The sequence below is a fragment of the Pseudarthrobacter sp. NamE5 genome, from assembly GCF_005796225.1.
In the GTDB taxonomy this organism is placed as follows: domain Bacteria; phylum Actinomycetota; class Actinomycetes; order Actinomycetales; family Micrococcaceae; genus Arthrobacter.
Genome location: NZ_VAHO01000010.1, coordinates 88,947 through 111,778 on the forward strand (window position 1 = coordinate 88,947; position 22,832 = coordinate 111,778).

General features: G+C 65.5%; 19 protein-coding genes. 14 read left to right on the plus strand and 5 right to left on the minus strand.

The features are described from left to right. Positions 1-38 precede the first annotated feature (38 nt). Both FDW84_RS13100 and FDW84_RS13105 read left to right on the plus strand, forming a co-directional pair. Positions 39-1,757, plus strand: a complete 1,719-nt coding sequence (locus tag FDW84_RS13100) for an ABC transporter family substrate-binding protein (RefSeq protein ID WP_138609971.1) — start codon at positions 39-41, stop codon at positions 1,755-1,757. Between the two features lie 181 nt (positions 1,758-1,938). After that, on the plus strand, positions 1,939-3,027 hold the full coding sequence (locus tag FDW84_RS13105; protein ID WP_138609972.1) for a Gfo/Idh/MocA family protein: 1,089 nt from the start codon (positions 1,939-1,941) through the stop codon (positions 3,025-3,027). On the opposite strand, the gene ald is transcribed toward FDW84_RS13105, so the two are convergent. Beyond that, a complete protein-coding gene (ald, locus tag FDW84_RS13110) occupies positions 3,024-4,142 on the minus strand; it encodes an alanine dehydrogenase (RefSeq protein WP_138609973.1) in 1,119 nt (372 codons plus the stop codon). The two genes, FDW84_RS13105 and ald, sit on opposite strands and share 4 nt — an antisense overlap. A 234-nt stretch (positions 4,143-4,376) precedes the next feature. Between ald and FDW84_RS13115 the strand changes: the two genes are divergently transcribed. Next, positions 4,377-5,597: a PucR family transcriptional regulator gene (locus FDW84_RS13115; protein ID WP_138609974.1), complete on the plus strand. Its 1,221-nt coding sequence runs from the start codon at positions 4,377-4,379 to the stop codon at positions 5,595-5,597. Positions 5,598-5,622: 25 nt separating this feature from the next. On the opposite strand, the gene FDW84_RS13120 is transcribed toward FDW84_RS13115, so the two are convergent. Beyond that, on the minus strand, positions 5,623-6,030 hold the full coding sequence (locus FDW84_RS13120) for a helix-turn-helix domain-containing protein (protein ID WP_138609975.1): 408 nt from the start codon (positions 6,028-6,030) through the stop codon (positions 5,623-5,625). A 50-nt stretch (positions 6,031-6,080) separates the two neighbouring features. Here FDW84_RS13120 and FDW84_RS13125 point away from each other — a divergent pair, with 50 nt between their 5' ends. Next, positions 6,081-6,881, plus strand: a complete 801-nt coding sequence (locus FDW84_RS13125) for an alpha/beta fold hydrolase (RefSeq protein ID WP_138609976.1) — start codon at positions 6,081-6,083, stop codon at positions 6,879-6,881. A 6-nt stretch (positions 6,882-6,887) separates the two neighbouring features. On the opposite strand, the gene ptsP is transcribed toward FDW84_RS13125, so the two are convergent. Further along, positions 6,888-8,573, minus strand: a complete 1,686-nt coding sequence (gene ptsP, locus FDW84_RS13130; RefSeq protein WP_138609977.1) for a phosphoenolpyruvate--protein phosphotransferase — start codon at positions 8,571-8,573, stop codon at positions 6,888-6,890. A 160-nt stretch (positions 8,574-8,733) separates the two neighbouring features. Here ptsP and FDW84_RS13135 point away from each other — a divergent pair, with 160 nt between their 5' ends. From FDW84_RS13135 to FDW84_RS13165, 7 genes are all read left to right on the plus strand, one after another. Further along, positions 8,734-9,462 (plus strand): TetR/AcrR family transcriptional regulator, encoded by a 729-nt coding sequence (locus tag FDW84_RS13135; protein WP_138609978.1) that lies wholly within the window; start codon positions 8,734-8,736, stop codon positions 9,460-9,462. A gap of 79 nt (positions 9,463-9,541) precedes the next feature. Beyond that, positions 9,542-11,650 carry a PTS mannitol transporter subunit IICBA gene (locus tag FDW84_RS13140; protein WP_138609979.1) on the plus strand — a complete coding sequence of 703 codons (2,109 nt, stop codon included), beginning with the start codon at positions 9,542-9,544 and terminating at the stop codon, positions 11,648-11,650. Then, complete coding sequence (locus tag FDW84_RS13145) at positions 11,650-12,813, plus strand: mannitol-1-phosphate 5-dehydrogenase (protein WP_138609980.1); 1,164 nt, start codon at positions 11,650-11,652, stop codon at positions 12,811-12,813. Before FDW84_RS13140 ends, FDW84_RS13145 begins: the two co-directional genes overlap by 1 nt. 219 nt (positions 12,814-13,032) lie before the next feature. Then, complete coding sequence (locus FDW84_RS13150; protein WP_138609981.1) at positions 13,033-13,983, plus strand: siderophore ABC transporter substrate-binding protein; 951 nt, start codon at positions 13,033-13,035, stop codon at positions 13,981-13,983. 22 nt (positions 13,984-14,005) lie between these two features. Beyond that, on the plus strand, positions 14,006-15,013 hold the full coding sequence (locus FDW84_RS13155) for an ABC transporter permease (protein ID WP_138609982.1): 1,008 nt from the start codon (positions 14,006-14,008) through the stop codon (positions 15,011-15,013). After that, a complete protein-coding gene (locus FDW84_RS13160) occupies positions 15,006-16,034 on the plus strand; it encodes an iron chelate uptake ABC transporter family permease subunit (RefSeq protein ID WP_138609983.1) in 1,029 nt (342 codons plus the stop codon). The genes FDW84_RS13155 and FDW84_RS13160 overlap by 8 nt, the downstream gene beginning before the upstream one ends. After that, a complete protein-coding gene (locus tag FDW84_RS13165; protein ID WP_138609984.1) occupies positions 16,031-16,792 on the plus strand; it encodes an iron ABC transporter ATP-binding protein in 762 nt (253 codons plus the stop codon). The genes FDW84_RS13160 and FDW84_RS13165 overlap by 4 nt, the downstream gene beginning before the upstream one ends. A gap of 155 nt (positions 16,793-16,947) precedes the next feature. Here the strand turns inward: FDW84_RS13165 and FDW84_RS13170 are convergent, their stop codons facing one another. Together FDW84_RS13170 and rraA are read right to left on the minus strand one after the other, a co-directional pair. Then, a complete protein-coding gene (locus FDW84_RS13170) occupies positions 16,948-18,387 on the minus strand; it encodes a sugar porter family MFS transporter (RefSeq protein ID WP_138609985.1) in 1,440 nt (479 codons plus the stop codon). A 218-nt stretch (positions 18,388-18,605) separates the two neighbouring features. Further along, positions 18,606-19,103: a ribonuclease E activity regulator RraA gene (rraA, locus tag FDW84_RS13175; RefSeq protein WP_138609986.1), complete on the minus strand. Its 498-nt coding sequence runs from the start codon at positions 19,101-19,103 to the stop codon at positions 18,606-18,608. A 123-nt stretch (positions 19,104-19,226) separates the two neighbouring features. Here rraA and FDW84_RS13180 point away from each other — a divergent pair, with 123 nt between their 5' ends. From FDW84_RS13180 to FDW84_RS13190, 3 genes are all read left to right on the plus strand, one after another. Continuing rightward, positions 19,227-20,513, plus strand: coding sequence for an MFS transporter (locus tag FDW84_RS13180; RefSeq protein WP_138610034.1), 1,287 nt, complete (start codon positions 19,227-19,229; stop codon positions 20,511-20,513). 139 nt (positions 20,514-20,652) lie between these two features. Beyond that, positions 20,653-21,261, plus strand: coding sequence for a TetR/AcrR family transcriptional regulator (locus tag FDW84_RS13185; protein WP_138610035.1), 609 nt, complete (start codon positions 20,653-20,655; stop codon positions 21,259-21,261). Between the two features lie 278 nt (positions 21,262-21,539). Continuing rightward, positions 21,540-22,739 (plus strand): NAD(P)-dependent malic enzyme, encoded by a 1,200-nt coding sequence (locus FDW84_RS13190; RefSeq protein WP_138609987.1) that lies wholly within the window; start codon positions 21,540-21,542, stop codon positions 22,737-22,739. The last annotated feature ends 93 nt before the right edge of the window (positions 22,740-22,832 follow it).

Here is a 22,832-nt window from a genome sequence, read left to right on the forward strand (position 1 = left end):
TCACCAGCACCACCACCCGCACCAATGAAGGGAACACCATGAGGAATCTGAACAGGATCGGCGGAGCAGCAGCGGTTGCCGCAGCTCTGGCGCTGACGGCCTGCGGCGGCGGTGGCGGCTCCACCGGCCCGGAAACGGCCAAGGGGCAGGAGGCAGGCAGCGACCTGTCCAAGCTCATCAGCATCAACGAGAAGCCCGCCGCCGATCTTGAGCAGGGCGGGAAGGTCACCCTTCCGCTGGGCAACATCGGCCCGGACTTCAATGGATTCTCGAACAACGGCAACAGCGCGGACAACTCCGCCCTGCAGATCCCCATGAACCCCGTGGCGGTCAACAGCGGCGGCATCGGCGGCTGCTGGAAGCTCGACTTCCTGGGCAAGGCGTCCCCCAACCAGGACTTCTGCGAGTCTGTGGAGAATGAAGTAGAAGACGGTAAGCAGACCATCACCATCAAGGTCAACGAAAAGGCCACCTACAACGACGGCACCCCCATTGACGTCAAGGCCTTCCAGAACACCTGGAACATCCTGAAGAGCCCGGACGCGGGCTACGACATTGTCACCTCCGGTGCTTACGAGTTCGTGGAGTCCGTGGAAGCCGGCAGCAGCGACAAGGAAGTCATCGTCAAGACCTCCCAGCCGGTGTATCCGCTGGAGGATCTCTTCTTCGGCCTCATCCACCCGGCCGTGAACAGCCCCCAAATCTTCAACGAGGGCTTCAACGGTGAATTGCACCCGGAATGGATGGCCGGCCCCTTCAAGCTGGACCAGTATGACCAGGCGGCCAAGACCGTAACCCTGGTGCCCAACGAGAAGTGGTGGGGCAACAAGCCGGTGCTGGAGAACGTGGTGTTCCGCCAGCTTGAAACCAGCGCCCAGATCGCCGCCTTCAAGAACGGCGAGATCGACGCCATGTCCGCCAACACCATTTCCCTCTACAAGCAGCTCGAGGGCACCAAGGACTCCGAGGTCCGCCGCGGCCAGCGGCTCTTCGCCGGCGGCATGAACCTCAACGCCCAGCGCATCACCGACGTTGCAGTCCGCAAGGCCATCTTCGCAGCCGTGGACCGCGAGGCCCTTCGCAAGGTCCGCTTCAACGGCCTGAACTGGGAAGAGCCCAGCTCCGGCTCCATGATGCTCCTGCCCTTCTCCGAGTACTACCAGGACAACTACCCCGTGAAGGAAACCGGTCCGGAAGCGGCCAAGAAGGTGCTGACGGACGCGGGCTACACCGAGAACGCCAACGGCATCATGGAAAAGGACGGCAAGCCCGCAGCCTTCAAGATCAGCAACTTCGGTGACGACCCCACCACCCTTGCCTTCACCCAGACCCTGCAGAAGCAGCTGCAGGCCGGCGGCATGGATGTCGGCATCGACCAGCGCGCTTCGGCAGACTTCGGCAAGGTCCTGGGCGCACGTGAATTTGATATGAGCGTTTCCGGCTACACGGTGGGTGCGGACGCCACCTCTGCCGTGAAGCAGTACTACGACTCCAAGACCAACGAGAACCAGCTGGGCGACGCCGAGCTGGACAAGAAGATCGCGGACCTCGCCTCCATCGAGGACAACGCCGAGCGCAACAAGGCGGCCATGGAAGTCGAGAAGGAGCACATGGCGAAGTACTTCTCCATGGGCGTGGTCATGAACGGCCCGCAGATTTCCTTCGTCCGCACCGGCCTGGCCAACTACGGCCCGTCCCTGTTCCAGAGCCTGTCCCAGGTTCCGGACTGGACCACCATCGGCTGGGAAAAGAAGTAGCACTGCCCGCTTTGTTATGAAGGCCGGCACTCCCTGTGGACAGGGGGTGCCGGCCTTCCCCGTTCGCCCCCAAAAACCTGCAACCCTCTCTCACTTAACGCGGCTTCTCGGCCAACGCTCTCTCACGTTCAGCGCACTCCCGCCCGGTGCCCCCTGCACCGGGCCGGAGTAGCGTAGGAACATGACCGGAACTGAAGCTTCGCAGCGCACCATCCGAACCGCCGTCGTGGGCTTCGGACTGTCCGGGAGCGTGTTCCATGCTCCCCTGATAGCAGCGGATCGGAGCTACTCGCTGAACGTCATAGCCACCTCCGACGCCGGAAGGGAGTCCGCGGCCACCGAACGGTACGAGGGCGTAAAGACGGTGCCGGACGGCCAGGCTGTCCTTGCCCGTGCCCACGAGTTGGACCTGGTGGTGCTCGGAACACCGCCGGCCACCCACTATCCCCTGGCCAAGGCAGCGTTGGAGGCCGGACTGGACGTGGTGGTGGACAAGCCTTTCACCGTGACCAGCGCGGAGGGCCAGGAACTCATTGCGCTGGCCGGGGAGCTGGGCCGGGTGCTGACGGTTTTCCAGAACCGGCGGTGGGACGGCGACTTCCTGACACTGAGGAAGCTCATCGCGGCCGAAGCCCTGGGGAAGGTCAACCGGTTTGAGTCCCGTTTCGAGCGGTGGTCGCCGGCGATCGCAAAGGCCTGGAAGGCACGCGCCACGGCGGCCGACGGCGGCGGCACCTTGTTCGATCTCGGCAGCCACCTGATCGACCAGGCGCTCCAGCTTTTTGGCCCCGCCGCCGTGGTCCATGCCGAGCTGAAGGCGCGCCGGTCAGACGAGCGGGCGGACGATGACGTCTTCGTGGTCCTGCGGCATGAGTCGGGCGTTTTCAGCCACCTCACAATGAATATGCTGTGCGCCCAGCAGGGTCCCCGGTTCCGCGTACTGGGCTCCGTGGGCGGGTTCACCAAGAAGGGCGTGGATCCGCAGGAGCCGTACATTGCCGCGGGCGGGAGCCCCCTCGACGCTGACTACGGCGAGGAGGCCCCGGAGTGGGCAGGTCTCCTGGGCCGTGACGGCCACCTGGACGCCCTGCGCACTGAGCGCGGCGCCTATCCCGAGTTTTACCGCATTCTCGCGGCGAAGATCCTCGACGGCGGCACCACCTCAGCAGCGCCGCTCCCGGTGGATCCGGAAGACGCCGTCGAAACCCTGAAGCTTATCGAAGCGGCCCGGAAGTGGGCGCACTGCTTTGGGCCGGGCGTTTGCGATTAAGCAGTAACCAGTTCGTGCCAGTCCGCGACGAGTGGCAGGTTGTGCGCCTCGGACACGGAGTGGTGCGCCACGTGGCCGGCGGCGATGTTCAGGCCGGCTGCCAGGGCAGGATCACGGTCGAACGCGGCCTTGACGCCAAGGTTCGCGAGAGCCACGGCGTAGCGCAGGGTCACGTTGGTCAGTGCGTAGGTGGACGTGTTGGGTACGGCGCCCGGCATGTTGGCCACGCAGTAGAAGATGGTGTTGTGCACCTTGTACGTGGGTTCCTGGTGCGTGGTGGGGTGGGTGTCCTCGAAGCAGCCGCCCTGGTCCACTGCAATGTCCACCAGCACTGAGCCCGGCTTCATGCGTGCCACCAGATCGTTGGTCACCAGCTTGGGGGCCTTGGCGCCGGGGATAAGGACAGAGCCGATCACCAGGTCCGCGTCCACCACCGACTTCTCAATTTCGTACTTGTTGGACGCCACGGTCTTGAGCCTGCCCTGGTACTGGGCGTCGAGCTCGCGCAGCCGGTTGATGTTGATGTCCATGATGGTGACGTCGGCACCGAGGCCCAGTGCCATGGCTGCTGCGTTGGTGCCGGCCACGCCCGCGCCCAAGACGACCACCTTGGCAGGCCGGACGCCGGGAACGCCGCCCAGCAGCACACCCTTGCCGCCGGCCGGGGCCATCAGGGAGGCGGCGCCCACCTGGACGGAAAGACGGCCCGCCACCTCGGACATTGGGGCCAGCAGCGGAAGGGTGCGGCCCTCCTGGACCGTTTCATAGGCGATGGCGGTTACGCCGGAGTTGATGAGTTCGCGGGTGAGCTCCGGCTCGGCAGCGAGGTGGAGGTAGGTGAACAGGATCAGGCCCTTGCGGAAGCGGTGGTACTCCGCCTTGACCGGCTCCTTGACCTTCATGACCATGTCCGCGCGGGCCCAGACGTCGTCGGCTTCATTGACGATTTCGGCGCCGGCGATCGAGTATTCCTCATCGGTGATACCTGAACCCAGACCGGCACCGCGCTCCACCAGCACCGTGTGTCCGTTGCTGCGGAATTCGTGCACGCCGGCGGCGGTGATGGCCACCCGGAATTCGTTGTTCTTGATTTCTTTGGGGACGCCGATGATCATCGTGGGCTCCAGGTTCTCGGCTTGGTGAAGCCGGAAAGTGTGGACGGATTTCGTGTTTCAACGATAGATCCGGTTGTGAGCCAGCTGACAGGAAAGGCAGCCCGCCTTACTGAAGGAACCGCGTCACTCCGCGGTTTTCCTCGTTGCGCCATAGACATTTGTCTAGCCTCGAAGCGGCAAGTGTCGCCTCTTGTCCGTTCGTCCGGGAGGCCAGCGAGGCAGTACTGTTGGCGCATGCAGCAGCAGGGTGTTGAACAGCTGGTGGAGCAGGTGGCACAGAAGCTGGGCCGCGGCCTGTCCCTGGAGGACCTGGACGGGGTGCTGCTCGCGTACAGCTCCAACCAGTCGCATGCGGACCGTGTGCGTGTGAACTTCCTGCTGAGCAAGAAAGTGCCGGCGGACGTGAGCGCGTGGCAGCTTTCGCACGGCATCGCCACCGCTGTCCGCCCCGTGGTGGTTCCCGCGAACCCGAACCTGGGCATGCTGGGCCGCGTTTGCGTTCCGCTGATGGTCCGGGGCTTCCGTGTTGGCTATCTCTGGGTCCAGCAGGACTCGGAAGACGAAAGCCCGACGGCGATCCTCAGCCAGCTGCCGGCCGTCAGCCACGAACTCGAGATGCTGTCCGGCCTCCTGCTGGATTCGAATACGGCGGAGTCCGAATTCCGGCGCATGCGGGAGCGGGAATTCCTGTCGGCCTGCGCCGGGGAACCCAACGCCGTTGCTGCCATCGCGGGCTGGAACGAGATCCAGGGACGGGGCCCCTGGCAGGTGGTGACGGTGCTCGATGCCGAGGGCTGGGCAGGCGGGCCGGACCCCATCGCTTCCACCCTCATTCACCGCTCTGCCGCGCTCCAGGCGACCATCGGCGTCGACGCCGCCTTGTTCAGCGCCGGAACGGACACTCACGCAGTAGTCCTGTTCCGCGAATTGTCGGGCCGGGCGAACCACGCCCAGGTGCTGGTCCACTACCAGCTGGAGCTCGCGAAGCGTTCGGGGCGGCCGGTGCACCGGATCATTCTGGGTATCAGCGAGGGCTTTAACCGGCCGCGGGGTCTCGCCGGGGCCTACCGGCAATCCAAGCTCGCGGCCCAGGCGGCGGCCGTAGACCCGCAGCTTGGCGAACTCGTAGATTGCAGGAATACCGGCGTCTACCAGCTCCTGGCTTCGGCGGGCGGGGGAGCCAGCGCCTGGGCTGACTCGGGTTCGGTATACTTCCGGCTGCTGGAGGACCATGACCGCAACGGCGAGCTCATCCCGGTCCTGGAACTCCTGTATGACAACGACGGCTCAGTCCAGGATGTGGCCAGCAAGCTCCACCTGCACCGCAGCAGCATCTACAACAGGCTCGGCCGGATCCGCCAGCTGCTGGGCGTGGATCCCCTGAAGGGGATGGCCCGGCTGGAACTCCACGCAGCCCTGAAGATGCGGCGCTGGGCGGGCCGGCCCAGGATTTAGCGCCACGGGAAGTCTGCGGGGAGGGTCAGCCGTCCTTTTCTTCGGGATTCTCCGGGTCCCTCTGTGCGGCCTTTTTCTGCCCCTCCAGCCAAGCCATGATGGCCGCCCGCGGAATCCGCCGGTGGCTCCCGCGGTACTCCACGGGGATTTCGCCGCGGTCCGTCATGTTGCGCAGATAGGTGTGTGAGATGCCCGCCAGCTCCGCTGCCTTCGAGGTGGTGAGCATGTCCTCCACGCTGCTGACGGTCACGGCTTCGCCGCGGCTAAAGCGGTGCAGGAGGTCCACGACGGCGTCCCTTGCCAGGGGAGGCAGGCGGTGGACTGTGCCGTCCACGAAGACGGTGATGTCATCACTGCCGGCCAGTGCCCGGTGCAGTTTTTCCGCATCTTCGGCAGGAAGGGCGCCGGTGATCCGGGGAGCTATCAGTGCCATGCCCCCCAGCCTACCGGCGGCCCAGCGCTCCCGGGCGGTATGCTCGGCAGATGGCACTTGACGGCGGCATAGATGTGGAAGCAGGCGGATTACGGGGCAGGCTCTACGCCTCTGTCCGCCCGGAAGGCGGCCCTGACGGGCCCGAACACCCTGCCCGTCCCGCCTACGTCCTGCTCCACGGCATCGGGGTTTCCCACCGGTACCTGGCCCGGCTGCACCTTGAACTGGCCAAGGGGGCGGATGTCTACAGCTTCGACCTGCCCGGCTTTGGCCCTACTTCCCGCCCTTCCCGCCAGCTTCAGGTGGAGGACTACGCGGCGTTTATCACAGCTGTCCTATCGGATGCAGGGGTGAGTGGCTACATTGCGGTGGGGCACTCCATGGGCACCCAGTTCGCCGCGGAACTGGCGCTTAGGCAGCCGGAAGAAGTCGCCGGAATCGTGCTGATGGGCCCCGTAGTGGATGCCGGCAAAAAGTCTGTTCCGCAGCAGGCCCTGGCTTTGACCCGCGACGCCATGTTCAGTGAGTCGCTGTCCTGCAATGCGGTGGTGTTCAGCGATTACTTCCGCGCCGGACCCCGCTGGTACCTCACGGAGCTTCCCGTGATGATGGAGTATCCCATGGCGGAACGGCTGTCAGCAGTTACCCAGCCGGCCCTGGTGCTCCGCGGCACGAAGGATCCCATTGCGCGCAGGCCTTGGTGCGAACACCTTGCCGCCGTCGCGCCGCAGGGCGCCGTGGCCGAGATTCCGGGCCAGGGCCATGTCTTCCAGCACACCGCCCCCGGCATGGCCGCCGAAACCATCACCAGCTGGGTCCGCGCAGAAAACGGCTTCGGCGTCACCGCCTAAGCTCGATCAGAGCCCCAGTTCTTCCAGGACCGGCAGCTTCTCCCGCACCCATGCACGCGCTTCCGTGGCGCTCGGGGCGGAAAGGGCGAGCTTGGCCAGCTGCTGGGCCTCCTCCAGGGTCACCGTCTTCAGGACAGCTGCCACGGCAGCGAGGGAACGCGCCGTCATGGACAGCGTGCTCACCCCAAGTCCGGTCAGTACGACGGCGAGCGCAGGGTCCGCAGCGGCCTCGCCGCAGACGCCCACCGGCTTGTTGTTTCCTTCGGCGCGGGATCCTTCAACAGTCAGGCCCACCAGGCGCAGGACTGCCGGCTGCCACGGGGTGTTCAGGTTGGCGAGCGGGCCCAGCTGGCGGTCGGCGGCCATGGCGTACTGGGTGAGGTCGTTGGTGCCCAGGCTCGCAAAGCTGACTTCGCGGAGGATTGCTTCGGCGGTGAGGGCTGCTGAGGGAACCTCCACCATCACGCCGGGAGTCTTGATGCCGGCGTCGGCGCACATGGAGGCGAAGCGGGCGGCCTCTTCCGCCGTCGAGATCATGGGGGCCATTACCCATACATCCGCCTCGGACTGCTTTTCAGCCAGCGCGATGGCCTCCAGTTGGCGGTCCAGGACGCCCGGTGTGGTGAAGTCGGTGCGGTAGCCGCGGACACCCAGGGCTGGGTTGGGTTCAGTGGAATCGGTCAGGAACGGGAGCGGCTTGTCCGCTCCGGCGTCGAGGGTTCGCAGGACCACCTTCTTGCCCGGGAAGGCGTCAAAGACGCTCTTGTACGCGGCGGCCTGCTCTTCAACGCTGGGCTCGGTGTCCCGTTCCAGGAAGCAGAATTCGGTGCGGAACAGCCCCACGCCCTGGGCGCCCAGGGCTGCGGCCGCCCCCGCGTCCTTGCCGCCGCCCACGTTGGCGAGCAGCGGCACCAGGTGGCCGTCCGCCGTCGCGCCCGTGCCGCTGAACTCGGCCAGCAGGGAAGCGGTGGCTGCCCAAGCCTCTGCTGCGGCGCGGAGCGATTCGTCAGGGTCGGCGGTGACATTGCCGGCGGCGCCATCCACGTACACCTCGGTGCCGTCCGGAAGTTTGTCCACACCGACGGCCGCGACGACGGCGGGAAGGCCAAGGGAGCGGGCGATGATCGCGGTGTGGGACTGTGGCCCGCCGCCTGCTGTGACCAGCGCGAGCACCTTGTTGGGATCAAGGGTGGCGGTGTCCGCGGGGGCCAGGTCCTCGGCCACCAGAACGAAGGGCGTGTTGGACGCGGGGATCCCGGGCGCGGGCACTCCCCGGAGTTCGGCGACGATCCGGGCGCGCACGTCCAGGACGTCGGTGGCGCGTTCGGCCATGTAGCCGCCCAGGTTGTGGAGCATCTCCGAAACCGAAGATCCGGACTCCCAGATGGCGCGCTCTGCTGACGTGCCGCGCGCCACCAACTTGGCCGCGCCCTTGATCAGCATTGTGTCCTTGGCCATCAGAGCGGTGGCCTCCAGGACGGCCTTGCCGTCACCCGTTGCATGCGCGGCCCGGGCCTTCAGGTCGTCGTGGACTGCCTGGCTGGCTGCCTTCAGTGCTGCGGTGGCTTCCTCTGCAGTGGTGCCGGCCGGCAGCTGCTCGCCGGCAGGGGGTTCGCTGATCGGTTTGGGCATCTGCTTGACGGTGCCGATGACGCGGCCTGGACTGACGCCTACTCCTGGGAAGTTCTGCACTGAAGGTCCTCATTCTCTGCCGGTTGCCAGGCCCGCCGATCTGTCCGGCGCCTTGCCGGTCCGCCGAAGGACTGCTGCATCCGGAGGCGGGAAACGTGCCTGAAAAAATTGTATGTGATTCAGTTCATATAGCACTGCTATAGGTGCTAGGGTAGCGGTTATGAGTTTGGATGGCCAGCTTCCCCCCAAAATGCGGCTGCTCCGTGCTGCCGCGGAGTTGTTGGCAAACTCGGCGGGAGCGCCCGTTTCCACCCGCCAGATCACGCAGCTGGCGGGGGTATCAGCTCCCACCCTGTATCACCACTTCGGCGACAAGGAAGGTCTGTTCGACGCCGTCGTCGCCGCGGGTTTTGAAGAATATGTGGCGGGCGAAAGGGATTTCGCCCCCTCCGGACACCCGCTCGAAGACATCCGGAGGATGTGGGACAACCATGTCCAGTTCGGGCTCAACCAGCCGGAACTGTACCTGGTGATGTTTGGCAATATCCGCCCGGAAAGCCGGCCGGCCATCGTCGCAGATGCCGAGGCATTGATGGAGGAGATGCTGAACAAGGCAGCGGCGGCGGGCCAGCTGAACGTCCAGCCCCGGGAAGCAGCCAGGTCCATCCTGGCGGCCAACGTGGGCGTGACGCTGATGCTGATTGCGGAACCCGCCTCCGAACGGAACCTCGAACTGTCCACCATGACCCGGGACGCCATGATCTTTGCGGTGTCTGCCGAGCCCGCCAGCGGCGCGGCCCCGGGTGATGCCGGGAAATCTTCGGTGGTGGTGGCAGCGATTGCCCTGAACGCCGCACTTCAGGCCTCGCACTCTGACCAGCTCTCAAGCTCGGAACTCAAGCTCTTCCTCGAATGGCTCCACCGGATCTCCACCAGCCCGGCCGGCTGAACCCAGGCCACCCAGCAGTACGTCGTCGTAATCATCGGACCATCCTGCGAAGCAGCAGGACAGACGGTTAGGAAATCTCATGGCAACAGAGACAGTTGCAAAACCCCGCACCAGCGCGCGCGTGCACGTCCAAAAGTTCGGGACCTTCCTGTCCGGAATGATCATGCCCAACATCGGCGCGTTCATCGCCTGGGGCATCATCACAGCCCTCTTCATCGAAAAGGGCTGGCTGCCGGTGCCGGAACTGGGTGGCTTCGGCACCAACGCCGAGGGTGAAACGAACACCGGCCTCGTGGGGCCGATGATCACCTACCTGCTGCCGCTGCTCATCGGCTACACCGGCGGCAAGATGGTCTACGACGTCCGCGGCGGCGTGGTGGGCGCCATCGGCACCATGGGCGTGATCGTGGGTGCCGGCATCCCCATGTTCATCGGCGCCATGATCATGGGCCCGCTGGGCGGCTGGACCATGAAGAAGATCGACTCGATCTGGGACGGCAAGATCCGTCCCGGCTTCGAGATGCTGGTCAACAACTTTTCCGCCGGCATCTGGGGCGCGCTGCTTGCCATGCTGGGCTTCTACGCCATCGCACCGGTGGTGCAGGCCTTCAGCACGGGGGCCGGCAATGTGGTGCAGTTCCTCGTTGACAACGGGCTGCTGCCGCTCACCAGCATCTTCATCGAGCCGGCCAAGGTGCTCTTCCTGAACAACGCCATCAACCACGGCGTGCTCACCCCGCTGGGCGTGCAGCAGTCCCTGGAGCAGGGCAAGTCCATCCTCTTCCTGCTTGAGGCCAATCCCGGGCCCGGCCTGGGCATTCTGCTCGCGTACATGTTCTTCGGACGTGGAGTTGCGAAGGCCTCCGCACCGGGTGCCGCCATCATCCACTTCCTCGGCGGCATCCACGAGATCTACTTCCCCTACGTGCTGATGCGCCCGCTGCTCATCCTGGCCGCCATTGCCGGCGGCATGACGGGTGTGGCCACGCTGGCAGTCACCGGTTCGGGCCTGGTGGCTCCGGCCGCCCCCGGTTCCATCTTTGCCGTACTGGCCCAGACCTCCCGGGACAGTTACGTAGGAGTGATCCTGGCCGTCCTCCTGGCCACCACTGTCTCCTTCCTGGTGGCCTCGGTCATCATGAAGACCACCAAGCACAGTGACGAGACGGACCTCGGCGACGCCACGGCCCGGATGGAGCAGATGAAGGGCAAGAAGAGTTCTGTGGCCTCCACCCTGACGGGTGCGGGTGCCGGTGCCGCCACGGGCGGCGGAGTGGGAGTCCTCGCCGGGCCGGTGCGCAACATCGTGTTTGCGTGCGACGCCGGGATGGGCTCCAGCGCCATGGGCGCCTCCGTGCTGCGCAACAAGATCAAGGCCGCCGGCTTCGCGGACGTGAAGGTCACCAACGCGTCCATCGCCAACCTCCGCGACGACTACGACGTCGTGATCACCCACCAGGACCTGACCGAACGTGCCAAGCCGGCCACGTCCAGCGCTGTCCACTACTCGGTGGACAACTTCATGAGCAGCCCGCGCTACGACGAAATAGTTGATCTGGTCCGCGAAAGCAATATTGAAGGCGGCACGGTCCCGGGCACTGAGCCCGGCGAGGGGACGCCTGGCGGGGCATCAGCGGCAGGAACCGCGGCAGCGGCATCAGCCGGCGCCGCCACCCGCGGCGCTCACGCTGCTGACGCTCGCGTGGACGCCGCGCCCGACGCCGGAACGGCCACGGCGGCAGCAGGCACCGGCACTTCCGAGGTGCTCGCCCGCGAGAGCGTGGTACTGAACGGCTCAGCCACCACTCGCGATGCCGCCATTGACGAAGCCGGCAGGTTGCTGCTTGCCCGCGGCGCCGTGGACGAGGGCTACATCGCTGCCATGCACGAGCGCGAGCAGTCGGTGTCCACCTACATGGGGAGCTACCTGGCTATCCCGCACGGCACCAATGCGGCCAAGGACCACATCCGCAAGTCGGCGGTTTCGGTGATCCGCTACCCCGAGGGCATCGACTGGAACGGCAAGCAGGTCAAGTTCGTGGTGGGCGTCGCCGGCGTCAACAATGAGCACCTGCACATCCTGTCCTCCATCGCGAAGGTCTTCACGGACAAGCAGCAGGTCGCCCGGCTGGAGGCAGCGACCTCCGTGGATGAAGTCCTGGAGCTCTTCGGAAAGGTCAACGCATAGTGAAGGCTGTACATTTTGGCGCCGGCAACATTGGACGCGGGTTCGTGGGACTGCTCCTGCACGATGCCGGCTATGAGGTGGTGTTCGCCGACGTCGCCGAGGAGCTGATCGCACAGTTGGCAGCAGCGGACAGCTACCGTGTCCACGAGGTAGGTGAGGAGGCAACGGAACGGCTGGTGGGTAACTTCCGGGCCTTGAACTCCAACACCCAGGAAGCCGAGCTCATTGCGGAAATCGCGACGGCGGACATCGTCACCACCGCCGTGGGCCCGCATGTCCTCAAGTTCGTGGCTCCGGTGATCGCCAAGGGCATCGTTGCGCGGGAACCGGGGCTGGCCCCCCTGCAGGTCATGGCCTGCGAGAACGCGATCAATGCCACCGACATCCTGGCCAAGGAGGTGGCCTCCCAGCCGGGGGCCGCCGCCGGTGAGCTGGACGGCAAGGCAGTGTTTGCCAACACGGCGGTGGACCGGATTGTCCCGAACCAGGAACCGGGGCAGGGGCTGGACGTAACGGTGGAGACGTTCTATGAGTGGGTCATCGACCGGACCGCCTTTGGCGGTGACGCCCCCGCCATTCCCGGCGCCACGTTCGTGGACGACCTCTCGCCGTATATCGAGCGGAAGCTGTTCACCGTGAACACGGGCCATGCCTCCGCCGCCTACTTCGGCTACGAGGCCGGCCTGGAAAAGATCTCCGATGCCATGGCTGACCAGGACGTTGCCGAGGATGTCCGGGCGGTATTGGAGGAGACCAAGCAGCTCCTGGTGGCCAAGCACGGGTTCAGCAACGACGAGCAGGAAGCCTATGTCCAGAAGATCCTGGCCCGGTTCTCCAACCCGCACCTGCCGGATACCGTCAACCGCGTGGGGCGGGCCCCGCTCCGGAAGCTGAGCCGGCACGAGCGGTTCATCGGTCCCGCTGCCGAGCTCGCCGAGCGCGGCGTGGTGCCGGAGGCGCTCCTGGGTGCCATCGCCGCTGCCCTGCGTTTCGACGATCCGGCAGATACCGAAGCGACGGAGCTGGCCTCCATCCTGGCCGCGAGCAGCCCGGCAGAGGCCACCGCCCGGATCACCGGACTGGAGGAGGGCCATCCGCTGTTCAACGCCGTGGCAACGCTGGTGGAGGAGCGCCAGGCGGAGGTGGCCCGCACCCCCGCCTGAACCGCGGGAGGAACGCTTTCCCACTTCCTGTGGCTTTACTCCAACGCTCCTGCAATCACGACGCCGGCACTTACCCAAGTGCCGGCGTCGCCCTTTGTGATGTCTGCCACTTACGGCTCAAGCGGAGCCCTTCCGTTTTGAAGTTAGCCTTCCCTTACTTATAGGCTCTGGGCTATTAGGCAACGAAGTTGTGATGTATTGGCCGACTGGAGAGACAACGTGAAGAAAAAGCTTTCGAGCTACCTTGGGGCACTGGCTGCGGGAGCAGCGCTTTTAACCGTGACGGCATGCGGAGGAAGCGCGACGGCAACGACTGCCGCCGACGAAGCCAAAACCATCACCGTGGAGCACGCGCAAGGCACCACCGGGAACGTCCCGGTCAATCCGGAAAAGGTCTTCACCTTTGACCTCGGCGTTTTGGACACTTTGGATGCTCTGGGCGTTGAGCCTGCCGGCGTTCCGGAAGCCGCGTACCCGGAGGCCCTCAGCAAGTACGGCGACGACAAGTACGCCAAGATCGGGTCACTGAAGGAGCCGGACTTCGAAGCCGTCAGCGCCGGCGACCCGGACCTCATCATCATTTCGGGCCGCACCGCCGGGGCCTACGAGGAACTGAGCAAGATCGCCCCCACCATCGACCTCTCCATCGACGCGGCCAGCCCGATGGAAAGCTTTAAGGCCCAGACTGAAAAGCTAGGCACCATCTTCGACAAGTCGGCGGAGGTGGAAGAAAAGCTCGGTGCTGTTGACGCCACGGTGGATGAGACCAAGGCCAAGGCGGCCGGCGCCGGCAAGGGCCTGATCGTCCTGACCTCGGGCGGCGAACTGACCGCATACGGCGCCGGCTCCCGGTTCGGAATCATTCACGACGTCCTGGGCGTCCCCACTGCAGCGGACGTCAAGGTGGAGGGCAGCCACGGTGAAGCGATCTCCTTCGAATACATCAAGCAGGCCAATCCGGACATCCTCTATGTGATCAACCGCGACACCGCGGTGGGCACTGAAGGCTCCGCTGCGAACCCCATCCTGGACAATGAGTTGGTCCAGTCCACCAACGCCGCCAAGAACAACAAGGTGATCAACCTCGACCCCGCCGGCTGGTACATCGTGGGCTATGGATTGAACAACGTCCAGGCAATGGTGGACGCTGTCGCCGCCTCCGTAGCCTAGCCACACCCACGGTCCCATCACCATGACTGCCACCGCCGTGCGCCCACTTGCGCCGGCAACCCGCAGCCAGGCCCGCCACAGTGCAGGCCTGGCTGCGGCCGCAGTTGCGGTTCTTGTCCTTGCCGCCGGCAGCATGTTCGTCGGTGTCAGCGACGTGTCGCTGCCCGCGCTGCTGGCGGGCGACCAAGCCACGGTTGAGGTCTTCTGGATCTCCCGGGTGCCCAGGACGCTCGCAGTGCTCCTGGCCGGAATGGCGGTGGCTGTTGCCGGTTTGATCATGCAGCTGATGGCCCGGAACCGCTTCGTTGAGCCGTCCACGGTGGGAACCGTCGAGTCCGCCACCCTTGGCATCCTGGCGGTCACCGTCTTCGCCCCGCAGGCCCCGGTGCTGGTCAAGATGCTGACAGCGAGCGTATTCGCCCTGTTGGGAACAGCGCTCTTCCTGGCCATTCTGCGCCGGCTGCCCGCCCGCAACACGCTGCTCATACCGCTGGTGGGCATCATGCTGGGCGGCATCATCGCCGCCGTCACCACGTTTTTCGCGTACCGGTTCGACCTGCTGCAGACCCTTAGCAACTGGATGATCGGTGACTTTTCCGGCATTCTCCGGGGCCGGTACGAGCTGCTGTGGATTGTTGCAGCCCTGATGCTGGTGGGCCTGCTGGCCGCGGACCGGTTCACGGTGGCGGGCATGGGCCAGGACTTCACCACCAACCTGGGACTGAACTACGCCCGGACCATGCGCCTGGGCCTGGTCATCGTCTCCCTGATCTCTGCCGTGGTGGTCACCACCGTGGGCGCCGTACCGTTCCTGGGGCTGGTGGTGCCCAACATCGTGTCCCTCATCTTCGGCGACAACCTCCGCCGCGCCGTCCCCTGGACCGCCGTTTTCGGAGCCGCGTTCGTGCTGGTCTGCGACATCATCGGCCGCACCATCCGCTACCCCTATGAAGTCCCCGTGGGAATGGTGATGTCCGTGCTGGGCGCCATCCTTTTCCTCGTCCTGATCCTGAGGAAGCGCAATGCCTGAAGCGCTCGCCGTGAAACCGCGCCCGCCCAAGGCCCGCCCCAGCGGTATACCCCTGGGCAAGCGCGTCAACAAAGCCTCGCCGCGCCTTGTGCTTGGCATCCTGCTTTCGGTGGCTGCCGCCGTCGTCTGCCTCTTCCTGTTCTACGAACTCAAGGGCAACGTGGGCTACATCCTTCCGCGCCGCGCCACCAAAGTGGCGGCGATGCTGCTGGTGGCCGTGGCGGTGGGGGTGTCCACACTGCTGTTCCAGACGGTCACGGCCAACCGGATACTCACGCCGTCCATCATGGGCTTCGACTCGCTCTACATCCTGGTGCAGACCGTCCTGGCGTTTACCCTGGGGGCCGCCTCCGTGGTGGCCGCGCCGCCCACTTTGCAGTTCGGCGTCGAAGTGGTGCTGATGGTGGCGTTCAGCGCGCTGCTCTACCGCTGGATGTTCACCGGGGCGGCCCGTTCCCTGCACCTGTTGCTGCTGGTGGGCGTCGTCCTGGGCAGCCTGTTCCGCGGGCTGTCATCCCTGCTCCAGCGGCTCATGGAACCCAGCGAATTTATCATCCTGCAGGACCTGTTCTTTGCCAGCTTCAACAATGTGGACCCGGCGCTGCTGGGGGTGGCTGCCGTCATTATCGCCGTTGTCTGTGCGGCGGTGTGGCGGGCGCGGCACACCCTTGATGTCCTGGCGCTGGGACGCGAGGTGGCCATCAACGTGGGCGTGAACCACCGGAAAGTGGTGATGCGCGTGCTGTTGGCGTGTTCACTGCTGGTGGCCGTGTCCACCGCGCTGGTGGGACCGGTGACGTTTTTTGGGCTGCTGGTGGTGAGCCTGGGCTATCAGCTGTGCCGAGGATTCAGCCATGCCTGGCTGCTGCCCATGGTGGTGCTGATCGGAGCCATCGCCCTGGTGGGCGGCCAGCTGGTGCTTGAGCAGGTCTTCGGGTTCGGCACGGCCCTCAGCGTGGTCATCGAATTCAGCGGGGGCATCCTCTTCCTCTACCTCCTGCTGAAAGGCTCCCTGAAATGACCATCGCGGTCCGCAATGTCTCCAAGAGCTACGGCGGCCAGGCCGTCCTCGACGACGTCAGTTGCGTCATCCCGCAGGGCGGCATCACCTCGATCATCGGGCCCAACGGGGCAGGGAAATCCACGCTGCTTTCGCTGATCAGCAGGCTGCAGCCCCTCGAGTCCGGCGAGGTGTCGGTAGCCGGGCTGGATGTCGCTTCCACGGACAGCCGCGAACTCGCCAAGACAATGGCCATCCTGCGGCAGGAAAACCACCTCACCATGCGGCTGACCGTGCGGGACCTGGTGGCCTTCGGCCGTTTTCCCCACTCCGGCGGCCGCCCCACGGTGGAGGATCTCGCCAAGGTGGAGGAGGCCATCGCCCACCTGGACCTGACGCCCCTGGCGGACAAGTTCGTGGACGAGCTCTCCGGCGGGCAGCGCCAGCGCGCCTTCATCGCCATGGTCCTGGCCCAGGATACCCAGTACCTGCTCCTCGATGAGCCGCTGAACAACCTGGACATGAAGCACTCGGTGGAAATGATGCGGCTCCTGCGCCGGCTGGCCGACGAGCTGGGCAAGACCATCGTCCTGGTGGTCCACGACATCAACTTTGCGTCCTGCTACTCCGACACCATACTCGCCATGAAGGACGGCCGGCTGGTCCACCAGGGCAGCCCTCGGCAGATCATGCAGCAGGCCATGCTGCGGGATGTCTACGACATCGACATCCGGATCGAGGACATTGATGGCAACCGGATCGGCGTCTACTTCGCCTGACCCGCGGACCCTCCCTGACCTTTTGGTGACTCCCGCGTCCGTGACGGGTAACAGGCAAACCCTCCCTCACGGGAACAAGTGAGAGAGGGTTGCACCAAAAGCGGCGTTGAGTGAGAGAGGGTTCCACCAAAAGCGGCGTTAAGTGAGAGAGCGTCCTAGGCCTTGGCGGAGCCCTTTGCCACGAACAGCGTCTCCGCCTGCTCCAGGGACATACCGTTGGTCTCCGGCACCTTGAACATGACGAAGAAGAAGGACGCCGCCGCGAAGAGCGCATACATGGCGTAGGTCAGCGGCAGCGAGCCGGCCGCCATCACCGGGAAGCTGAGCGTGATCACGAAGTTCGCCACCCACTGCGCGGCCGCCGCAAGGCCCAACGCCCGGGCACGGATCCGGGACGGGAAGATTTCACCAAGCAGAACCCACACCAGCGGACCCCAGGAAGCACCGAAGCTAACCACGAAGACGTTGGCCGCCACCAGTGCCACCGGACCCCAGACGCCCGGCAGGGAAATCTCGGAGCCGGTCCCCACGGCGGAGGAGAACGCCAGGGCCATGGCGCCCAGGGACACCGCCATGCCCACGGAGCCGGCCAGCAGGATGGGGCGGCGCCCGATGCGGTCCACCAGGGCGATGGCCACCAGGGTCACCAGGATGTTGGTGACGGAGGTGGCGACGGAGATGGTGAGCGAGTCCTTCTCCTGGAAGCCCACGGCCTTCCACAGGGTGGTGGAGTAGTAGAAGATTACGTTGATGCCCACGAACTGCTGCAGGACGGAGAGGATGATGCCCACCCAGACCACTGCCTGCAGGCCGAAGGTCTTGCCGCGCAGGGACCCTTTCTGGCCGGCCAGTTTGTCTTCCTCGATGGCCTCCCGGATTTCGCGGATGTGCCGGTCGGTTTCCCCTTCCGGGACGATCGAATTGAAGACCTTCCGGGCTTCTTCTTCCTTGCCCAGGAACACCAGGAAGCGCGGGGACTCGGGAAGGGTAAAGGCGATCCAGCCGTAAACCACGGCGGGCAGGGCAGCGGCCAGGAACATCCAGCGCCACGCCTCGATTCCCAGCCAGTACGCCTGGTCAGCCCCACCGGCGCTGGTAGCCAGCAGCGCATCGGACAGCAGTGCGGCGAAAATGCCCGTGGTGATGGCGAGTTGCTGCAGCGACGCCAGCCGGCCGCGGACCTGCCGCGGGGAAATTTCCGAGATATAGGCAGGGGCGATGACCGAGGCTAGGCCGATGCCCAGTCCGCCCACCAGGCGCCAGAAAATGAGGTCCCATACGCCGAAGGCGAAGCCGGTGCCCAGGGCGCTGACCAGGAACAGCATGGCGCCCAGCTTCATGGCGGGGATGCGCCCGTAGTGGTCTGCCACCTTGCCGGCCAGGTACGCGCCCGCTGCGCAACCCAGCAGGGCGACGGCAACAGCGAAGCCGGTCACGGCCTCGGACAGCGCGAACTCGTCCTTCATTGCATCCACGGCGCCGTTGACTACCGACGAGTCGAAGCCGAAGAGGAATCCGCCCACCGCCCCTGCGAGCGCCAGCCAGATCACCCGCCGCGGCACCTGGGTGGTTGTCTGCTCCTGGGCAGTGGGCATGGTTCTCCCTTGGTCTGGGTTTGGGTGGATGCGGTGCGGACGTCGTCGGCTGCGGAACCGGCCCGGGCCGGCGCACACGCGCCTAACAGTGTTCCACGCCACCGCGCAGTGTTCCAGTTGAAACGCGCGCCCCGTTGGCGGACTCCCTGCCACGACCTCAAAGGAAGACGACGACGGCGGGACGTGCCGCCGTCGTCATCGCTCAGGAGACTTCCTGATTAACGCTCCACGAGGATCCCGTCCGGGTCGCACCAGATCATGGCTCCGCTCCGGATTGTCACGCCGTCGATCTCCACATCCACGTCCACCTCGCCGGCGCCTGCCTTGGCGCTCTTGCGCGGGTTGCTGCCCAGTGCCTTGACGCCCAGGTCCAGCCCAGCGATGGCTTCACGGTCCCGGATCGCGCCATTGATCACGACGCCGGACCAGCCGTGCGCCACGGCGCTTTCGGCGATCATGTCCCCCATCAGGGCAGTTCCCAGTGAACCGCCGCCGTCCACCACCAGCACGTCACCGTTTCCAGGGGTCGCCAGCGTGGACTTCACCAGGGCGTTGTCCTGGAAGCAGCGGATGGTCCTGACCTTCCCGCTGAAGTGCGAGCGCCCGCCGAGGGATTGGAACTGCAGGGACACGGAGGCCAGTTCCTCGCCCCGCTCGTCGTAAAGATCGGCAGTGTTGACGGCGGTGCCCTCCGTTGGCGTAGACGCTGCGTTCATCTGGTTCTCCTTGATCCCCGGGGCGGTTTCGTTAGAAGGCTTGCCGGTATGACAGGGCGGCACGGTTACGCCCACGATAGTCTGATTTTCATCGCCGTCAGCCTGTATCCGCGGGAGCACTTCATGAGCCTGTCCGAAACTCCCGCACCCCTGGAGCGCGGCGCCGGGCCGGACGGTCCGGCGGCGGCGCTCGCTGAGCCTACCCGGAAAGTTACCGCCAGGTGGGTCACCGGGCTGGTCCTGGTGAACGTGGGCATCAACGCCGCGTTCTTCGGCCCCATCAACGTGTTCATCGGCCAGCAGGCGATCAGCATCGACGAGCCCAGCAAGGAAGCAATCCTTTCCCTTGCCACGGCCTGTGGAGCGGCGGTCTCGCTGGTGGCCAACCCGCTCTTTGGCGCCCTTTCGGACCGCACCACCTCCCGCTTCGGCCGCCGGTCGCCATGGGTGCTGGCCGGGGCCGTTTTGGCAACGGCGGCCCTCCTGGCCATGTCCGGAGCCACCACCGTTGCCCTGATGGTGCTGTTCTGGTCCTTGGTCCAGCTTGGCGCCAACGCCGCCTACGCCGCCATCACAGCTGCAGTTCCGGACCGGGTCCCGGTGCCGCAGCGTGGGAAAGTCGGCGGACTGGCCGCCATGGGCCAGACGCTGGGAATCCTCACCGGGGCTGTCTTCGGCGCAGTGGTGTCCGGAAACTTCGTGGTGGGCTACTGGCTCTGTGCCGCCGCCCTGCTGCTGTCCGTGCTGCCGTACCTGTTCCACCGCAACGATCCGGTGCTGCCCGGCGGGGTGCTTCCGCGGTTCAGGCTGCTGGGCTTCCTGCGCGGATTTTGGATCAGTCCGCGGCTGTACCCGGACTTTGCCTGGGCCTGGCTGACGCGCTTCCTGGTCAACGTGGGCAACCAGCTGACCATCGTCTACCTCCTGTTTTTCCTCCGCGACATTTTGAATTATGGGGACCCGGCGGCGGGTGTGCTCGTCCTGACGGGTATTTACGCCCTGATGGTCATGATTACCGCGGTGGTGGCGGGGCCCTGGAGCGACAGGGCCGGCAAGCGCAAGCCGTTCGTCATTGGCTCGTCCGCCATCAATGCCATGGCAGGGATGATCATGGCCTTCTTCCCCGTCTGGCCGGGAGCCCTTGCCGGCGCTGCCGTCCTCGGCATCGGTTTCGGAGCCTACCTGGCAGTGGACTTCGCGCTGCTGACGCAGGTCCTGCCGCAGGCTGTTGACCGGGGAAAGGACATGGGGGTCATCAACGTGGCCAACTCCCTGCCCCAGGTGGTGGCGCCTTTCCTGGCTTTCGTGGCGGTTACCCACTGGGGCGGCTACCAGTCGCTGTTTCTCATTGCAGCGGCAATCGGCCTGCTGGGGGCTGTTTTCGTGGTGAAGATCAAAGGGGTCCGTTGACGCCTCCGGCCGCCCGGAGGTAAGCCGCCTGACCAATTACGTCATGATGCTGTGCCGTATAGTTGAACCGGACTGCCGGCGGTCCGCTATGGGGGCGGTCCTGGCTGCTCCACCATAGGAACACAACCCCGGAATGCTGATGCCCGACACCATTTCAGACCATCCGCCCATGGCCCCCAGGCCTTCCGCGCCACGCCAGCGGCACCGCTACACAAAGATCCTCGAAGCGGCAGGAACCTTTGCGCGCAAAGGCTTGGACTCGGTGGAACTTCCCGAAGTGGCGGCCAAGGCTGACGTGCCGTTGGGCACCCTCTACCGCTACTTCCCGTCACCCACCCACCTGATGCTGGCGTTGTACCGGCACCAGCTGGAGGAGCTGCAGGGGGCCGGACGGGCCACCGCATCCCGGTTCAGGGGCAGGGCGTTGGCCAACCTGGTAATGGAGATCTTCCACATGCGCGTCATGCAGCCGGCAGTGGAGCAGTGCCTCAGCCGCGGGGTCTACCTCCCGGACAGGGACACCACTGCGCTGCTGCGCGAGATCGACGCGCTGAGTGAAAAGGCCGTGGCTGCGGCGTGCGGTGACGCCACAGCGGCCCGGGTTCTCCTGCTGGCAGTCACTGGTCTGGTCCAGTCCGTACGAAACCGCAGGTTGTCCCTCTTTGAAGCCGAGGAGGACCTCAAAAAAGCCTGCGCCCGCCTCTCTCCGTCTGCAGAGTCCGGCTACACACTGCATCAAAGCGCGTAACCGGTCTAGTCCAATACTTGGTTAAATCAGGCATATAGGGGTGGCGTAGCTCACAAAGACCGCTGCTAAAACGTTGTGGCACGCAGTTGCGCCTGTCAAATCGCCACGTCAGCCGGTTTCGGCCACCTAGCATTGTCCACAGAGCAGCAGGAACAATCCTCCACGCTCCGACGGGCCCGCCACCCCTGGGTTTCCTGCCGCACCATTGCCCCCGCCTCAGCCTGCCGGGCTGGGCCCCATGAGCCGTGTGTCCACGGCGAGCACCAGGAGACAACGACGTGTCCATTGACGCAATCCCAACCATCGACAATTCTGCAGCGGCTGCCCTGACGGAAGAAGAGATCTTCGGAGCCCACCAGGGCGGGAAGCTCTCCGTCGGCACTACCGTCCCGCTCGCGAACAAGCGTGACCTCTCCATCGCGTACACCCCGGGAGTGGCTGATGTCAGCCGGGCCATCCATGCCAGGCCCGAGCTTGCGCGAACCCTGACCTGGGCCGAGCGCCTCGTGGTGGTGGTCAGTGACGGCACGGCAGTGCTCGGTTTGGGCAACATCGGGCCCAGTGCGTCCCTGCCTGTCATGGAAGGGAAGTCGGCCCTGTTCAAGACTTTCGGCGACCTGGACTCCATTCCGCTGGTGCTCAACACCACGGACGTGGACGAGATCGTGGAAACCCTGGTCCGCCTGCGCCCCAGCTTCGGTGCGGTCAACCTTGAGGACATCTCTGCCCCGCGCTGCTTCGAGCTCGAGGAAAAACTCATCGAAGCCCTGGACTGCCCGGTGATGCACGATGACCAGCACGGCACCGCCGTCGTGGCCCTTGCGGCACTCACCAACGCGGCCAAGGTGACCGGCCGTGCCCTGCAGGGGCTGCGGGTCGTGGTTTCCGGTGCGGGTGCGGCAGGCATCGCCGTCGCCGAAATCCTTCTGGCTGCCGGTATCAGCGACGTCGTCCTGCTGGACTCCCGCGGCGTCATCAACAGCAGCCGGGCCGACCTGGCCGCGGACACTGCCAGCAAGAAAGCTGACATCGCCGGCCGCAGCAACCCCCGCGGTGTCGAAGGCGGCCCCGCTGAGGCCCTTGCCGGCGCCGACGTCTTCATCGGCGTCTCCTCCTCCAAGCTGGACGAGGAGCACCTGAAGCTGATGAACCAGGATGCCATCGTGTTCGCCCTCTCCAACCCGGACCCGGAGGTGCTGCCAGAGGTCGCCGTCAAGTACGCCGCCGTGGTGGCCACCGGTCGCAGCGACTTCCCCAACCAGATCAACAACGTCCTGGCCTTCCCGGGCATCTTCCGCGGCGCCCTGGACGCCGGCGCCCGCCGCATCACTCCCGCGATGAAGCTTGCCGCCGCCTATGCCATCGCTGAACTGGCCGCGGAGGACCTTTCGGCGGACTACATCGTGCCCAGCCCCCTCGATCCGCGCGTTGCCCCGACGGTCACCGCTGCTGTCGCCGCTGCGGTAGAAGCGGAGTAGGGCCTTCCCAGCCAGGATGTACGACGGCGGCGCCTCCTTTGCACGGGAGGCGCCGCCGTCGGGGTTAAGCGGGCCCCAACCATAGACTGGGAG

Bases quoted from the DNA above. Each gene is read 5' to 3' on its own strand.
- FDW84_RS13100 (WP_138609971.1), top strand. From the start codon at position 39: ATGAGGAATCTGAACAGGATCGGCGGAGCAGCAGCGGTTGCCGCAGCT.
- FDW84_RS13105 (WP_138609972.1), top strand. From the start codon at position 1,939: ATGACCGGAACTGAAGCTTCGCAGCGCACCATCCGAACCGCCGTCGTG.
- ald (WP_138609973.1), bottom strand. From the start codon at position 4,142: ATGATCATCGGCGTCCCCAAAGAAATCAAGAACAACGAATTCCGGGTG.
- FDW84_RS13115 (WP_138609974.1), top strand. From the start codon at position 4,377: ATGCAGCAGCAGGGTGTTGAACAGCTGGTGGAGCAGGTGGCACAGAAG.
- FDW84_RS13120 (WP_138609975.1), bottom strand. From the start codon at position 6,030: ATGGCACTGATAGCTCCCCGGATCACCGGCGCCCTTCCTGCCGAAGAT.
- FDW84_RS13125 (WP_138609976.1), top strand. From the start codon at position 6,081: ATGGCACTTGACGGCGGCATAGATGTGGAAGCAGGCGGATTACGGGGC.
- FDW84_RS13135 (WP_138609978.1), top strand. From the start codon at position 8,734: ATGAGTTTGGATGGCCAGCTTCCCCCCAAAATGCGGCTGCTCCGTGCT.
- FDW84_RS13140 (WP_138609979.1), top strand. From the start codon at position 9,542: ATGGCAACAGAGACAGTTGCAAAACCCCGCACCAGCGCGCGCGTGCAC.
- FDW84_RS13155 (WP_138609982.1), top strand. From the start codon at position 14,006: ATGACTGCCACCGCCGTGCGCCCACTTGCGCCGGCAACCCGCAGCCAG.
- FDW84_RS13160 (WP_138609983.1), top strand. From the start codon at position 15,006: ATGCCTGAAGCGCTCGCCGTGAAACCGCGCCCGCCCAAGGCCCGCCCC.
- FDW84_RS13165 (WP_138609984.1), top strand. From the start codon at position 16,031: ATGACCATCGCGGTCCGCAATGTCTCCAAGAGCTACGGCGGCCAGGCC.
- FDW84_RS13170 (WP_138609985.1), bottom strand. From the start codon at position 18,387: ATGCCCACTGCCCAGGAGCAGACAACCACCCAGGTGCCGCGGCGGGTG.
- rraA (WP_138609986.1), bottom strand. From the start codon at position 19,103: ATGAACGCAGCGTCTACGCCAACGGAGGGCACCGCCGTCAACACTGCC.
- FDW84_RS13180 (WP_138610034.1), top strand. From the start codon at position 19,227: ATGAGCCTGTCCGAAACTCCCGCACCCCTGGAGCGCGGCGCCGGGCCG.
- FDW84_RS13185 (WP_138610035.1), top strand. From the start codon at position 20,653: ATGCCCGACACCATTTCAGACCATCCGCCCATGGCCCCCAGGCCTTCC.